Source organism: Microcoleus sp. Pol12B5 (assembly GCF_036701335.1).
GTDB lineage: Bacteria > Cyanobacteriota > Cyanobacteriia > Cyanobacteriales > Microcoleaceae > Microcoleus.
In genome coordinates, this window is sequence record NZ_JAUBQQ010000006.1 from 94,757 (window position 1) to 109,287 (window position 14,531).

The window sequence follows — 14,531 nt, forward strand, 5'->3', positions numbered from 1 at the left end:
CAGCAATAAATTTTATTTAGCAAAGACGCGATTGTTCGCGTCCCATCGGTCGCGTCTTTGCCCTCTTAATCTCCTAAATCGCGTCCGATCGCTTCTGCAAGAATTGTAGCATCTGGCACAGGGTCAGGCGTGTAGTAGCCGGCGGCTTTTTTGGCGACGATTTCGACTTGTGCGTCTGCGGGAATCCAATCTTCAGGAATGGGGATGCGATCGACCACCTGAATGCCAGAATTGATAATCGCATTGTATTTCATATCGCTCATCGAAACTAAACTGTCAATTCGAGAGATCCCCAACCAGTGCAGCACGTCTGGCATTAGTTCTTGAAACCGCATATCTTGAACTCCCGCCACACATTCAGTGCGTGTAAAATAGGCATCAGCGCGATCGCCGCCTTCCTGCCGTTTTCTGGCATTGTACACCAAAAACTTAGTCACTTCCCCCAAAGCTCTCCCTTCCTTGCGGAAGTAAACTATTACCCCAGAACCGCCTGATTGGGCCGTTTGGATGCAAATTTCCATCCCGTGTACCAAATAAGGGCGACAAGTGCAGATATCGGAACTGAAGACATCTGAACCGTTGCATTCATCGTGTACACGTACCGCCAACTGCTTATCCGGGTCAGAAATATTCGCGACATCGCCAATAATATAAACCGTAGTTCCGCCAATTGGTGGCAAGAAAACGTGTAAGTCCGGCCGCGTCACTAAATCCGAGAACATTCCGCCTGTTTGCTCGAACAGAACACGGCGGAGAACGCTTTCTTGAACCCCAATCCGCCGAGCAATTCCCGGCAAATACCAAACCGGGTCGATCGCAACTTTAGTTACTGCTAAATTGCCACCTGCTTTGACTATTTTGCCATCAATGTGCACTCGCCCCTTAGCGATGGCATCTTGCAATTCCGGCATATTAATGTGAGCTTTAGTGACAGCAATTGTCGGTCGAATATCATATCCCTGCTGGAGAAATGAAGTATAAACTTCGCTAACCAAACCCCCAAAGGGATCGAGAGAAACAATCAAATTGTGATCGCCCCAACTCGCGTGTGGCCCGATGTGTGCGGCCGGAGAGGTGTTGGTAAAATCGGGGCGGTGATCTGCTTGGAGTGCGCCAGAAGCAACTGCTAGCGCGCGATAAACTGAGTAGGAACCCGAATGAGTGCCGATCGCATTCCGGTGAGACGATTTGGTAAGGCTACCAATCACAGGCCCCCGTTTCAGCGGATCGATTTCTCCCCAGTGGATGGGATGAGGTTTTGTGCCGGATCTGTCGGGATGGGATGTTAAAACTATATGCTTGGGTTTTGACACAGTTGTTTTTGGCTCTTACTATGGATGCTGCTGTTAGTTGAAAGTGAAATTGCAATTTGAAGCAGTGATTTATGATAGCAAAAGGATTCGGGACCGGGAAGTATCCGGCATAGCCAAACTCGTGACGCTGACTTTTGCGCTGTCCTGAAAATATAACAACTTTGCATATGTGCTTCAGTGATTAGGGCTGGAGTACCAACAGCAAAACTACCTATTTAATCCTAATTTCTCTAGCCTTTATATTTTCTTTCTGCATGATATTTGTTTAACTAACCGCAGAGGGCGCAGAGGGCGTATAGAATCTAGAAAAGAGTGAAAGAGAGGAAAAGAGATGTTCACAATTTCTGCAAGGGTTGTTATAGTTACAACTGGTAGTCGGTAATTATCAACAAAATACTAACTCACAAAATTAATGTTGCCAAGTACATCTAATTATTTGCTCAAAAATGCTCGCGTGCCCGCGTCTCTTCTAGAGATGAAATCGATCGCGCCTTCAGCTTCTACTGTGTCGACAACGGGGAGTGAGAACAATTTTTGTTTGGTGGATTTGGAAATTGCAGCAGGGACGATCGCCCACATTACTCCAGCAGGTACAAAACCTGTATCCCCCTCTGGAGATATCCCAGTTATAGATTTGCAGGGCGGCTTAGTTTGGCCTTGTTTTGTGGATATGCACACCCATATAGACAAAGGTCACATTTGGGAACGATCGCCCAATCCCGATGGAACTTTTGCCAGCGCGATCGAAGCGGTAGGCGCTGACGCTCAAAAAAACTGGAATACAGACGATGTTTACCGGCGAATGGAGTTCGGACTAAAGTGCAGCTACGCCCACGGAACCAAGGCTATCCGCACTCACATCGACAGCGCGGGCGAACAGGGAACTGTTAGTTTGGGAGTATTTGAAGCGCTGCAAGCCGAATGGGGTGATCGGCTGATCTTGCAAGCAGTTTCCTTGGTTTCCCTCGACTATTACCTGACACCCGCCGGCGAAAAATTAGCCGATCGCATAGCCCAAATCGGCGGGATTCTCGGCGGCGTCGCCTATATGAATCCCGACTTAGACAAACAACTCGATCAAGTTTTTGCCTTAGCCAAAGAACGAAATTTAAACCTCGACTTCCACACTGACGAAAACGACGATCCAGATTCAGTAACACTGCGGGAAGTCGCAAAAACCGCCATCCGCCATAAATTTTCCGGTCAAATTATCTGCGGACACTGCTGTAGTTTAGCCGTACAACCCTCAGATTTAGTAACAGAAACTATCGAATTAGTCAAGGAAGCAAATATTGGCATTGTCAGCTTGCCGATGTGCAACCTTTACCTGCAAGACCGAGAATCTGAGCATACACCGCGCTGGCGGGGAGTGACGCTAGTGCACGAACTCAAATCAGCAGGAATTCCCGTTGCAGTTGCTAGCGACAATTGTCGCGATCCGTTTTACGGATTTGGCGATCACGATGTTTTAGAAGTTTTTAATATGGCAGTCCGTATCGCTCATTTAGATAGGCCTTATGGAGACTGGTCCTGTGCAGTGACAAAGACTCCAGCAGATTTAATGGGGTTGCCGAATTTAGGACGAATTGCAGTGGGTTTACCTGCTGATTTGATTTTGTTTAAGGCGCGGAATTTCAGCGAATTGTTATCTAGAGCGCAGGGCGATCGCACAGTTTTGCGGCAGGGCATTAAAATTGAGACAACTTTGCCCGATTACCGCGAACTAGACGACTTGTTAGCAACGGAAATCTGACATTTTGTACGAATATCAAGAACAGGCAAGATGCCTGTTCCACAAAAGATGAATTTTCTTTCTACTCGTTAGTATGCAGAGCCGGGAAACAGTTAATTGAGTTTTGTGGAACGGGCAAGATCCCGTTCTTGACAATGGTGTAATATGTAGGTTTTAAAAAGCATTTAGCATTAGTATATTGTCAATTCGCCACTATTTTGATATAAATATAAAAGCTAATTCGAGTGAGGATGTTTTAAGTGAAAGCAGTTATTTTATTGTCGGGAGGGCTGGATTCCTCAACAGTTTTGTATCAAGCCAAAGCCGACGGCTGCGAGTGTTACGCTATTTCCTTTGACTACAAGCAAAGACATCGGCGGGAGTTGGAATCAGCAAAGGCGATCGCACTTTCGGCCGCAGTTAAGGCACATCAGGTGGTAAACTTTGACCTAACGCTTTGGGGCGGTTCGGCTTTGACGGATAATGAGATGGAATTGCCGATCGAGCGCAATCTTGCAGAAATGTCTCTAAACATCCCCATTACCTACGTTCCTGCCAGAAATACGATCTTTCTCAGCTTTGCCCTCGCCTACGCAGAAACTCTAGAAGCCGATCGCATTTACATCGGCGTCAACGCTTTAGATTATTCCGGCTATCCAGACTGCCGCCTCGATTACATCCAAGCAATGCAGGAAGTATTTCGGTTAGGAACAAAGCAGGGAAGAGAAGGAGAACCTATTAATATTGTAACACCTTTGATCGAACTTAAAAAAACAGAAATTATTCAATTAGGCAACAAATTAGGAGTACCTTGGGAGCAAACTTGGTCTTGCTATGCAGGCGGGGAAAATGCCTGCGGTGTTTGCGATTCTTGTCGCCTGCGGCTGGTGGCTTTTGAGGAATTGGGGCTGAAAGATCCGGTGCCTTACGCTTAAACAGGACTTACGCATTTCGTAGGGTGCGTCAGAGGTAAAACCTAATTATTTCGTACTCGCTTCAAGCCTGACGCACCTTACAAACAAGACTAAAATTCAGGCTGCTTATTTAGCTTCCGGCTCATCCTCAACTTCCGGTTGACTCAGGGGGAACGCATCTTATTGAACACTGTTCATCAGTGGTGAGTATATTTTGAGATAAATTCACCATTCTTAGAAGCTACCGACACGCTTTGTAATGACTCTTTAGATAAAATATGAACTGATCAATGGTGGTTTTTACTTAATGCTAAGTTTGAGACAATAAAAATATTACAACCACTGTTTACAAGTTGTATAATTGTTATTAATTAGTTATTTGTGAGAATTTAGGTAACTGTAACAGCGAGAATCTTAGTCCAATAGTCATCATCCCACCCTGCTGGAAGTCGCTTATTTCTGGCTCCGGTTTTTGAGGTTCTTTCTTGATTCAAAAGATTAAGCGAGATGTGTCTAATCCTAGCAAAGTTTTGCGGAGCATTATCTTTTCTAATTCGACAATCATCTTCACAAAAACCCACATCTAATACCCAATGTAAAGAATTTTCAATTCCCCAATGGCTGCGGACTGATTCACCAAATTTTTGAGCATTATTTGGTAAACTACTAATATAATAACGAGTTTCAATAGTTGTTTTTCCTTTCACTATTCTCACGGATTCTATCAGAACTATACTATGAAGCTTCTCCCATAGATTGTCGGGATATATCCGCTCTTTGATGTCACTTAACATGGTTGTAATGTCTGATTTTTGAGCGACCGTGATTATTCTCTTTCTTCGTCGCATGAGCTGTATGTGTAAATCCCGAAAATCCTTGTAGAATTGCTTGTTTAAACAACTCTTCTACTCTGGCATACAGGGATGATTGGTTCTTTTTTAAGGTGAGTACGTAATCTCCTCCTTGTTCGACAATTGACTTCACAATTGACCTCTGACAGCCCATAGCATCAATGCTGACAATGCTTCCCTTCAATTCTAATACTTTGAGTAAAGCCGGAATAGCTGTGATTTCATTAGACTTTTTATCAACCTTAACTTGTCCTAAAACTAATCTTTGACTGGTCGCCCAAGCACTGACCATATGAATCGCTTTTTTGATGAATCGCTTTTTTGTCTCCTCCCCGTGAGTAATAATGGCGAAGAGTTTTGGCATCAATTGCGATTACTTCTCTGGGATTGAAGCAGCTAATAGATTGAATCTAACTCAAAAAACATTTCTGAAATTGCTCAGGTTTGAGGCGAGAAAATACTCGCGCAATTGTGTCATGCGAAGGGATGCCATTCGGCAATTCTAAAATTGTCTTTAACCATTCGTATTTAGCACGCCCGTAACTTTCGATATCCACCCATGTATCAGCACCACAAATCACGGCACAAATTGAGAGGGTGATAATATCAATTAATTGATGATGCTTCGTTTGCTCAATTCTGGGATATTCTAAGTCGGGAAAATGATAGGCAATGGTGATTTTAGGTTTGAGTTTCATAATGCTAAGCTCTAATTAAATATTTTTTATATACTCAATAACTCTGCTCCAATATACGATATTCTGTTAACATAAAATCTAGATGCGTTCGCCCTGATGGAAAATACTATAGTGCTGCTCAAAGTTTAGCTTTTCCATTTTCGGCGATCGCAGAAGTACCCGGATTTATTGAACAAAGCAGGGCAATCGGACAAAGAGCAGCCGTCAGTTGGTTTCCGACAATAATTAGAAAAAATTTGCCACAGAGCGAGGAATAAAAGATGTACAATAGATACGCATAAACTCTATATTTAGCGTGTATATGGCGCACATTTTCGCTATAAATAGCGCCTCACACTCTAGAAAATATATATCCTCATTATTTCTTTCTCATCCTTCTCTGGGAACCTCTTTTAGGCAGCCGCTTAATTTCTGTTTCGCCTCCTTGAAATTCTACTTCTTCTCTAATTTCTAGAGTGACACTTTTAACATCGCTTTCGGTCATTAGTTCCTTTTCATCAATTCCCTTATGATCCGGTAGATTTTCTATTAACTGCACGTCCAACCCAGAAGTTTGAACCGACAATTCTTCGATTTTTTTACTAATTTCAGTTTCTTCAAGCTCCTGCTCAATTTCCGCCGCCACTAAATCTTCGTCGAAAGCAGGAAAATCCTCAAGTTCTTGACTAATTTCAGTTTCTATGATTTCTTTCTCTACTAGCTGCATGGATAACTGCTGCTTTTCCCTTGACAATTCCTCAACCTTAGTTCCAAGCATTCTAATCTGTTCGTTGAGAACGCGAATTTCTCGGTTTTGCTGCTGAATCATTTCTTCGGCATCAGCAAGAGTTCGATTTCTCTCTAATATCACCTCATTTTTAGTTTCTAATTCCAAAGCGCTCATAGCCGCTTTAATTACATTATAAAAATGCGGCTTAGATACATCAACTTGTTTAGCATTATGGCGACTTTTTCCCAAAAGTCCAATCTTTTGTCCTTGCTTAACAGCCAAAACAAAACCTTGATGATTTTTTATTTTTAATTCTTTGACAAAATCTACTTGAACTAAACTGCAAATATATTTTTGACAGTCAAAATAAAATTCTGCTTTCATCAAAAAGCACCCCTTCCTGCTACAGTCCCGCAGAATTATACCACGAACAGAGTTTTTGCGGTAAATAAAAAGAAATAAATAATCGATCGCCCATTTTGATCAAAACTAAATTTCATCCTCAACAACATCTTCCGGCAACTCTACCACACCCGCAATCAACTTCCAACAAGGGTCATCTCCTTCCCAATTATCGGGTCGCCAAGGCATACTCAAACTCACTGTTACCAAACAAGCTTTTTGCGGTCGATACCCCAATTCTAACTTTCTAATAAACACCGGATCGGTAATTGTTGCAGTCAATCTTTGATCATGATGCGTGACAATAGATCCTTCCCATTTATTACCACCTTCAAATCTTTGACTTAACTTTTTTACCGTAAATCTTACTGCTTTGACTAATTGCAAAGTTAGGCGATCGCACATTGGCAAAGACTGCATATATTCCACCGTAACATATCGCAAATCGTTGTGCAAAATATATTCTTTCCTCTGGCAATATTTCAGGAAATATGCTGGCGGAACTTTCCCTACTTGCCGTCATTTTCCCGGTAAAACAGAAAGATTTTCACACTCAAAGCCAAAGTCCGGCCCCGTCTTTGCCAGAGGAATCTCTAGAACTTCTAACAACGCGGGTTCAAGTCTATCTATCTGCCGCTTTTCTTTAGGAATTTGGCCATCTGGTAATTCGGAAACCGGACGCACCTACTTACCTTGAAGTTCATTAATTCCGCCGATGCACCTGTCGCCGCGTTTCCAGGAATTAGCGAGACAAATTATCCGAATCATTCGATTTTAGATTTTAGATTTTAGATTCATCTCACAATTATCTAATATTTTCACTAAATCAAAGATGATTAATTGTGACATTTTTCCACTTATCGCTGAGATATTCAGCAACTAAGCGGCGGTGACAATTATGAGGTTTTGGTTCGCTACAAAGCAGACACCCGCAGTCTAAAATATCCGAGGAAACCTTGTGTTCAATTTGTCTATCGCCCATCAACTCCAAAAACTTCTTTTCATAAACATCCCAATCTCCCTTTTTCTTTTTATAATCATCCAAAATATCTTGAGTCGGCGCTAAATCCAGCACATGAACATACTCAATATTACCAATGGTTCGCAGAAAATATTCTAAATCTTTCCGCTTAGCAAAACCTGCTAACTGTGATACATTATTCAGCCGTGTATCGATTACCCTGCGGACTCCCGCTTTCATCAAAATCCCAAAAAACTCCTCCGCACTTTTTTGAGTAAAACCAATTGTAAATAAATTAATTGCTTTCTTTTGTGACATAAGCGATTTCCAATCCGTGACGATAATAAGCGGTTTCTAAATCAACTACTTCCTGTTTAACTTGAGGCTCTAATTCAAACAAGCTTAGCTGAATTGGCTCATTATTTTTTTTTCCTTTGTTAAACTTGCTCAAAAGTCTTTCTTCTAAATGCTGGTGCGCTTCTAAATTGCCATCGGACAGAATATGATTAATCTGCAAGTTAAAATCTTTCAACTTGTGGCAAACTAAAATAGTCCGATGACAAGTAATCGGGTCTTTTTCCGCACACATTAAACTGATTTTATAATTGGCGGCGCCTTTTAGCAGGCGCTGAATTCCTGCGGAAAATAGAGGAGTTGCTGCTATGCGATCGTATAAAGCTTTGCCGCTAGTATCGTAACAGGTTAAATCCTCTGGTCTCGCGCCCAACTCTTTGCCTAAAAAAATATATTGAATGCCAACACTTGACAGAGAAGCTTTAATTTCGGATTTATTAAAATGAGGTAAATAGCGGCTAAAAGGATGCGATCGCACGTCCGCAACCGCCGTAATTCTGTGTTGTTGCAGCAGCAAAACAAACGCTTCAATACTCAGATTGGAGTGTCCGATCGTAAATAATTCCATTGCTTCGATCTTACTATTCAGTCTTTGCCTTGCGGAGGAGAATTTGTGTATCCAGATGGTTTCAACCTGTAAACTTCAACCTGTGGGTTTTTTAAGCAACTTTTGAATTAAAAGTTGCACAGCCAGCAGCATCAAACCCAAAGATGCAAAAGCAAAAACACCCGCACCCAAAGCCACAATCCCCATAACTAAAGTTCGCACAGCCGCGCCAATATTAATCGCAGTCACATTGTCAGAATGAATCGGGGAATTTGCAAAAGTTTGGACGATTGACAAAGTTAGCGCGTACAAAGCCGCCGCAAAGCCGCCCGCGATCAGGGAACCCATCACGCACCGCAAAATCGTCGGTGGCGTGGAAGATGCAGAGGTTGCATCTCCAGCGGAACTCAGAGGTTTAGAAGTAGAATTTGGATTAGTTAAATCAGTCATGGCGATTTTAGATTTTAGATTTTAGATTTTAGATTTCTGGTTAATTCACCACAACTAAAATCGGTGTTGAATCACATATTATCAGTTCCTCGATCTCAATAGACTCTGCGAAAAGTTAGATTAATCTTGACCCTCGCCTGTTAGACAGGTTTAAGGGGCGATCGCGATCGCACCATCTTCGAGTTACACCCTCGGAATCGGCGCTTTTACATCATTTTCCTCCGAAAAAATCCGAATCCCAGTATTGCTAAACTGTGCCACCCAAAAATCCAAATCGGGAGAAGCGATCGCACTTTTAACCCGTTCCACAACCTGCTGAGCCTGCTCTGGAGACTCCGCCAGCGCAAACACCGTCGGCCCTGAACCCGACATCATCGTCCCCAAAACCCCCGCCGACTCAAAAGCCTCCCGCAACTGCAACACCTGCGGGTACACGGGCAAAGCAACTTTTTCTAAATCGTTATGCAGCAATTGACCAATTTTTGATCGATCTTTTTGGGCGATCGCCGCCACCATCGGGCCCGAATGCAGCCGTTCCCGGCGGCACGCCAAATCTTCCGCTGCACAATAGGAACTACTGAACTGCTGGCGATAAGTTTGATACGACCATGCAGTAGAAATACTGAGATTGCGGTACTTCGCCAACACCACAGAAAAGCCCCCCAAATCGGGCAATGGCGACAGTTTATCCCCGCGACCAGTTGCCAAAGCCGTACCTCCCGCAATGCAAAAAGGCACATCCGAACCCAAAGTTCCCCCCAACTCTTGCAACTCCGACTGAGTAAGTCCCAATTGCCACAGCAAATCCATCCCCACTAAAACCGCGGCCGCATTTGCAGAACCCCCGGCAAGCCCCGCCGCCACAGGAATCTGTTTGTGAATCGCAATCTCGACTCCGCCGTATTTCGCCAAAGCATCGGGGAATTGCTTCGCCAACAAATCCGCCGCCCGGTAGGCCAGGTTATTCTTATCAGGAGGGACTTGCGGGTGATCGCAGCGCACGCGAATCGTGTCCGTACCGATCGCGCGCAAGTCAATTCGATCGGCTAAATCTATGCTTTGAAGTACCATCGCCAGTTCGTGATATCCGTCGGGGCGATCGCCTATGATTTCCAGATACAGATTGATTTTTGCTGAAGCTAGCAGAGAATATGAACGCATAGGTGATTAAGCCGCAGGTGAAAGAAACCCCTGGTTGAAATTTATTGACACCAGTCCGAGTCCATTTTCTCACAACTCAAAGGAAATATTATGCAGGAAATGTGGAAAACTTTTTTTACTTCCGGGCCATTTATTCCTCACGGCCACTGCTATCTCTGGCATACCCCCTTAGTCGGGCTTCACATTGCCTCAGATTCTATTATTGCACTCGCGTATTTTTCCATCCCGATTACATTGGTTTATTTTATTTCCAAACGCGAAGATTTGCCTTTTGATTGGATCTTTGCCCTGTTTGGAGCCTTTATCGTCGCCTGTGGCATCACTCACATATTTGAACTCTGGACACTTTGGCATCCTAACTATTGGCTTTCAGGAACAGTCAAAGCAATTACTGCCCTTATTTCATTAGCTACAGCCATACTTTTGGTAGACTTAATGCCTCAAGCCCTAGCACTTCCCAGTCCCGCACAGTTAGAATCCGCCAACCGACTCCTAGAAGCTGAAATTGTCGAGCGCCAATTAGCAGAAGCCGCCCTAAAAAAAGCTAAAGAAGAATTAGAAATTCGCGTTGAAGAACGCACCGCAGAGTTAAAGTCTCAAACGCAACATCTAGAATTTGCTAACCGACTCCTAGCATCAGAAATTGTCGAGCGCCAATTAGCAGAAGCTGCCCTAAAAAAAGCTAAAGAAGAATTAGAAATTCGCGTTGAGGAACGTACCGCAGAGTTAAAATGTCAAACTCAACAGCTCGAACAAGCCTTGTTTGAATTGAAGCAAGCTCAATCCAACCTAATTCACAGCGAAAAAATGTCATCTTTAGGGCAATTGGTCGCTGGGGTTGCTCATGAAATCAACAATCCGATTAACTTTATTTACGGCAATATTACTCACACCCGCCAGTATGCCAATAGTTTGCTAGAACTGGTGAATCTCTATCAAGAGCAGTATCCGAATCCCATACCCATAGTTCAAGAAAAAATCGAGTATATAGATTTAGACTTTATCATCTCTGACCTGCCAAAAATATTAATTTCTATGATAAACGGCGCTGAGCGGATTTTTGGTATTGTCAAGTCGCTGCGAATTTTTTCTCGCCATGACGAAGCAGAAATGAAACTAGCCAACATTCATGAAGGAATTGACAGCACACTGATGATTTTGCAAAGCAGATTGAACACTAATCCCGGTTTGGCGAATATTCAAGTTATCAAAGAATATGGCGAATTACCGAAAATAGAGTGCTATCCCGGACAGCTAAATCAAGTATTTATGAATATCATCGCTAATGCTATTGATGCTTTAGAAGATGACAGCCACAGCGAGTCGATTGCAGCCAATGAAGCTAATCCCCTCATCATCAAAATTTCTACTAAACTTTTAGAAAGTGAAGTCGTAGAAATCCGAATTAGCAACAACGGGCCAGCAATCACAGAATCGGTGAGGAACCAGTTATTTAATCCATTTTTTACCACTAAACCAGTAGGTAAAGGCACGGGATTAGGTTTATCAATTGGCTATCAAATTATCACAGTAAGACATCAAGGCGAATTGCAGTGTATTTCTGCACAGGGGAAAGGTGCAGAATTTATTATTAAAATTCCGATTAACCTGCAATAAACCTTTAAAAATCCCCATGAAACCTCAATTCAACTGTTAGTAGTCAGACCAAAGAGTGGTTTTTCTTAAATAGGAATTACGCCCGATTGTTGAGCAACATTTTTTTTACGAAAAGACTCGTTGTACACAGCAGATTCGGTAAAAAACCAGGTTTATGGGCCCCGATGCGTAAGTCCTGATAAAAAAAGAATTCCCAAATGCGCCACTTATTTAAGAAGCCGGGTATCTAACAAAATCTTGAAGTTTAAACATCTGAGAGCATATTATTACTCAAACTTACCCATTGATCCACGCTTAAATCTTCAGCGCGAGATTGAGGATTTATCTGTAACTCTTCTAGCAAGTGAACGAGTTTATCTAAGTCCACAGCCCCTTTCAAATTATTTCGCAGCATCTTGCGCTTGCTACCAAATCCCAACTTAACTAAATTCTCCAAATAGCGCGGATTAACCGCCGCAGTTTCTATCTCTCTGGGGAGCAGCCGCACCACGGCGGAATCGACTTTTGGCGGCGGAAAAAAGTCTTTAGACGGCACATCACAAATTAACTCGCATTCTGCTAAATACTGCACACGCACTGACAGCGCGCCAAACGCTGTCGAACCCGGTTTAGCGTAAAGCCTTTGGGCTACTTCTTTCTGCACTAAAAGCACGATCGCATCGAAGGGTTTAGCAGCAGGAACAGATATCGTTCCCAGCAGTTTTTGCAGAATCGGGCCGGTGATATTATAGGGAATATTGGCAACAACTTTATTGGGATTGTGGAATTTGGGAAAAGCCGTTAATTCAGCCTCTAAGTCCATTTCCAAGAAGTCGCCTTGCAGCAGTAAAAAATTGTCGGTTTTGCCGAGTTGTTTGGCTAGCTTGAGACACAAATCTCGATCGATCTCCACAGCAACAACAGACTCAGCCGCAGGCAGCAAGCGCCGAGTCAAAATCCCCGTACCCGGCCCAATTTCCAGGACGCGATCGCGATCCAAAGAAGCCGCTTTCACAATCTTATCTAAGGCTTTCTCGCTTTTGAGCCAATGTTGAGCAAACTGTTTCCGGGGTCTGGTCGATCGCATTTTTTGAATTTTTGGAGAAATCTTAGCCTGTCATTCTATCACAGCTTAATATCTTTTCCCAACATACGGTGATGTTTATTTTTGTTAACAAGGGTTGAATTAAGCAAAAAACTTGGGCACTATAATAAGGACAAACGATAAAAAATACATTTATTTCTTCCCAATTACCAACAGCACAACACCTAAGTCACGGAGACAGGGATAGCTATTTTTCCAAATAACCAATAACCAATAACAAATAACCAATTACCAATTACCACTTCCCCAAAAATGAAATTCCAACGGATATTTGGTACATTACCCAAAACCACAGCCAGCGCCCCCGGCCGAGTAAACCTGCTGGGCGAACACACAGACTACAACGATGGATTTGTACTTCCAACTGCGATTCCCCAGCGCACCACAGTACAAATCGGCTTCAGCAGCGACGATCGACACCATGTTTATTCAGCAGAATATGACGAACTCATAAATTTTTCAGACGACGATACCATACCGCAAAAATTCGTCAGTTATATCTGTGGCTGCCTGAGACTTGTAGAAAAAGAAGGATACAAAATACCGCCAATAAATCTCTACATTACCTCGACTGTGCCGATCGGAGCCGGTTTGTCCAGCAGCGCCGCTTTAGAAATAGCCACCCTCAGAGGACTGCGCACGCTGCTGAACCTCCCCCTAGACGACGTGCGCCTAGCTCAAATCGGACAGCAAGTCGAAATCCGGTATGCCGGCTTGAACTGTGGCATCATGGATCAAATGGCGTCGAGTTTAGCAGACACCAACACCATGCTATTGATTGACACCCGCAGCCTCGAATGCCGCCCGATACCTTTTCCCACAAACACAGAAATTTTAATAATTGACAGTGGCGAAAGCCACGAACTGGCAGCAGGAAGCGGCTACAACCAGCGGCGCGCCGAGTGTGAGGAATCCGCGCGGCTATTGGGAGTTAAAGCTCTTAGGGATATCGCCGATCCCCAAGCTGTCGAAGTATTGCCGGAACCCCTCAGAAAGCGAGCGCGGCACGTGGTTACTGAAAACAACCGCGTACTCGAAGCGGTAAAATCTTTGCCAGCCAAACGTTTTGGCGAGTTAATGAATGCTTCCCATGCCAGTCAGCGCGACGACTACGAAGTTTCGGTGCCTGCAGTAGACACGCTGGCGGCAATCTTGCAGTCAATCCCCGGAGTCTTCGGCGCAAGGCTGACCGGCGGAGGTTTTGGCGGTGCTTGCGTAGCGTTGGTGGAGACTGGGAAAGCGGGTGTTATCGCATCCGAGGCGATCGATCGCTACCAGCGCGCAGGTTATAGCGGCCGCGTTTTGGTTCCTGAAGTTAAAGTTACTTCTTAACTCCAGAACTATCTCCCGGTAGGGAAGGCCACCGCACAGTCAGGATTACCGAATCCTCCTCGGCAGACCAATAATGAGGCACTCCCGGCAGCCAGAGAGCATAATCTCCTTCGCGAGAAAGCAATATTTCTTGTTCTGGAAATTGCAGGCGAAACCGCCCTTTTACCAGGATAGAAAGCGTCGTGGCTTCCGCATTTACCGCCCACTGAGTCCTACAATCTCCGGCGGGGTGAGCGCCCCATTTTACTTCTAAAACAGAAGTCGATCGCGGGTCATCTTCAGGAGTCATAAAGTGACCCGCAAACCAACCGCCCCGACTTGCACCTTTAGCGCCGGCATTTCCGAAAACCACTTGAGATGACATCAATTAATCAGGTAAACAACAAAGATGCTTAGATCGGGGGAC

Annotated in this window: 13 protein-coding genes and 2 pseudogenes; 4 read left to right on the plus strand and 11 right to left on the minus strand. The window is 43.9% G+C overall.

Annotation, left to right across the window (positions count from 1 at the left end; translation table 11 throughout):
* Positions 1 to 65 precede the first annotated feature (65 nt).
* Positions 66 to 1,313: a GTP cyclohydrolase II gene (locus QUA24_RS05515; RefSeq protein ID WP_333227866.1), complete on the minus strand. Its 1,248-nt coding sequence runs from the start codon at positions 1,311 to 1,313 to the stop codon at positions 66 to 68.
* Positions 1,314 to 1,725: 412 nt separating this feature from the next.
* Between QUA24_RS05515 and QUA24_RS05520 the strand changes: the two genes are divergently transcribed.
* Positions 1,726 to 3,066, plus strand: coding sequence for a cytosine deaminase (locus tag QUA24_RS05520; RefSeq protein WP_333227868.1), 1,341 nt, complete (start codon positions 1,726 to 1,728; stop codon positions 3,064 to 3,066).
* A gap of 239 nt (positions 3,067 to 3,305) precedes the next feature.
* Positions 3,306 to 3,980, plus strand: a complete 675-nt coding sequence (gene queC, locus QUA24_RS05525) for a 7-cyano-7-deazaguanine synthase QueC (protein WP_333215003.1) — start codon at positions 3,306 to 3,308, stop codon at positions 3,978 to 3,980.
* 368 nt (positions 3,981 to 4,348) lie between these two features.
* On the opposite strand, the pseudogene QUA24_RS05530 reads toward queC, so the two are convergent.
* The 8 genes and pseudogenes from QUA24_RS05530 to ispE all read right to left on the minus strand — a co-directional run bounded on the left by QUA24_RS05530 (position 4,349) and on the right by ispE (position 10,092).
* Positions 4,349 to 5,508: pseudogene (locus QUA24_RS05530) on the minus strand (ISAs1 family transposase).
* Positions 5,509 to 5,866: 358 nt separating this feature from the next.
* A complete protein-coding gene (locus tag QUA24_RS05535) occupies positions 5,867 to 6,601 on the minus strand; it encodes a hypothetical protein (protein WP_333215005.1) in 735 nt (244 codons plus the stop codon).
* Positions 6,602 to 6,706: 105 nt separating this feature from the next.
* Positions 6,707 to 7,123 (minus strand): annotated as a pseudogene (locus QUA24_RS05540) (dual OB domain-containing protein); the annotation flags it as partial.
* Positions 7,124 to 7,303: 180 nt separating this feature from the next.
* Positions 7,304 to 7,387 carry a dual OB domain-containing protein gene (locus tag QUA24_RS27285; RefSeq protein ID WP_445242586.1) on the minus strand — a complete coding sequence of 28 codons (84 nt, stop codon included), beginning with the start codon at positions 7,385 to 7,387 and terminating at the stop codon, positions 7,304 to 7,306.
* Between the two features lie 58 nt (positions 7,388 to 7,445).
* Positions 7,446 to 7,898, minus strand: coding sequence for a DUF488 domain-containing protein (locus QUA24_RS05545; protein ID WP_333215009.1), 453 nt, complete (start codon positions 7,896 to 7,898; stop codon positions 7,446 to 7,448).
* Positions 7,876 to 8,502: a DUF488 domain-containing protein gene (locus tag QUA24_RS05550; protein ID WP_333227872.1), complete on the minus strand. Its 627-nt coding sequence runs from the start codon at positions 8,500 to 8,502 to the stop codon at positions 7,876 to 7,878. Before QUA24_RS05550 ends, QUA24_RS05545 begins: the two co-directional genes overlap by 23 nt.
* Before the next feature lie 75 nt (positions 8,503 to 8,577).
* Complete coding sequence (locus tag QUA24_RS05555; RefSeq protein ID WP_333215012.1) at positions 8,578 to 8,931, minus strand: DUF3082 domain-containing protein; 354 nt, start codon at positions 8,929 to 8,931, stop codon at positions 8,578 to 8,580.
* A gap of 183 nt (positions 8,932 to 9,114) precedes the next feature.
* Complete coding sequence (ispE, locus tag QUA24_RS05560; RefSeq protein WP_333227873.1) at positions 9,115 to 10,092, minus strand: 4-(cytidine 5'-diphospho)-2-C-methyl-D-erythritol kinase; 978 nt, start codon at positions 10,090 to 10,092, stop codon at positions 9,115 to 9,117.
* Between the two features lie 90 nt (positions 10,093 to 10,182).
* On the opposite strand from ispE, the gene QUA24_RS05565 reads away from it, so the two are divergent.
* On the plus strand, positions 10,183 to 11,709 hold the full coding sequence (locus tag QUA24_RS05565) for an ATP-binding protein (protein ID WP_333227875.1): 1,527 nt from the start codon (positions 10,183 to 10,185) through the stop codon (positions 11,707 to 11,709).
* 244 nt (positions 11,710 to 11,953) lie between these two features.
* On the opposite strand, the gene rsmA is transcribed toward QUA24_RS05565, so the two are convergent.
* Positions 11,954 to 12,775 (minus strand): 16S rRNA (adenine(1518)-N(6)/adenine(1519)-N(6))-dimethyltransferase RsmA, encoded by an 822-nt coding sequence (rsmA, locus tag QUA24_RS05570; protein ID WP_333215018.1) that lies wholly within the window; start codon positions 12,773 to 12,775, stop codon positions 11,954 to 11,956.
* A gap of 270 nt (positions 12,776 to 13,045) precedes the next feature.
* Between rsmA and galK the strand changes: the two genes are divergently transcribed.
* Positions 13,046 to 14,125 (plus strand): galactokinase, encoded by a 1,080-nt coding sequence (gene galK / locus QUA24_RS05575; protein WP_333227877.1) that lies wholly within the window; start codon positions 13,046 to 13,048, stop codon positions 14,123 to 14,125.
* Here the strand turns inward: galK and QUA24_RS05580 are convergent.
* A complete protein-coding gene (locus tag QUA24_RS05580; protein ID WP_333227879.1) occupies positions 14,115 to 14,489 on the minus strand; it encodes a signal peptidase I in 375 nt (124 codons plus the stop codon). The genes galK and QUA24_RS05580 overlap by 11 nt on opposite strands.
* Positions 14,490 to 14,531: the final 42 nt, after the last annotated feature.

Bases quoted from the DNA above. Each gene is read 5' to 3' on its own strand.
- ispE (WP_333227873.1), bottom strand. From the start codon at position 10,092: ATGCGTTCATATTCTCTGCTAGCTTCAGCAAAAATCAATCTGTATCTG.
- QUA24_RS27285 (WP_445242586.1), bottom strand. From the start codon at position 7,387: ATGATTCGGATAATTTGTCTCGCTAATTCCTGGAAACGCGGCGACAGG.
- QUA24_RS05520 (WP_333227868.1), top strand. From the start codon at position 1,726: ATGTTGCCAAGTACATCTAATTATTTGCTCAAAAATGCTCGCGTGCCC.
- QUA24_RS05555 (WP_333215012.1), bottom strand. From the start codon at position 8,931: ATGACTGATTTAACTAATCCAAATTCTACTTCTAAACCTCTGAGTTCC.
- QUA24_RS05565 (WP_333227875.1), top strand. From the start codon at position 10,183: ATGCAGGAAATGTGGAAAACTTTTTTTACTTCCGGGCCATTTATTCCT.
- QUA24_RS05550 (WP_333227872.1), bottom strand. From the start codon at position 8,502: ATGGAATTATTTACGATCGGACACTCCAATCTGAGTATTGAAGCGTTT.
- QUA24_RS05545 (WP_333215009.1), bottom strand. From the start codon at position 7,898: ATGTCACAAAAGAAAGCAATTAATTTATTTACAATTGGTTTTACTCAA.
- QUA24_RS05580 (WP_333227879.1), bottom strand. From the start codon at position 14,489: ATGTCATCTCAAGTGGTTTTCGGAAATGCCGGCGCTAAAGGTGCAAGT.
- galK (WP_333227877.1), top strand. From the start codon at position 13,046: ATGAAATTCCAACGGATATTTGGTACATTACCCAAAACCACAGCCAGC.
- rsmA (WP_333215018.1), bottom strand. From the start codon at position 12,775: ATGCGATCGACCAGACCCCGGAAACAGTTTGCTCAACATTGGCTCAAA.
- QUA24_RS05535 (WP_333215005.1), bottom strand. From the start codon at position 6,601: ATGAAAGCAGAATTTTATTTTGACTGTCAAAAATATATTTGCAGTTTA.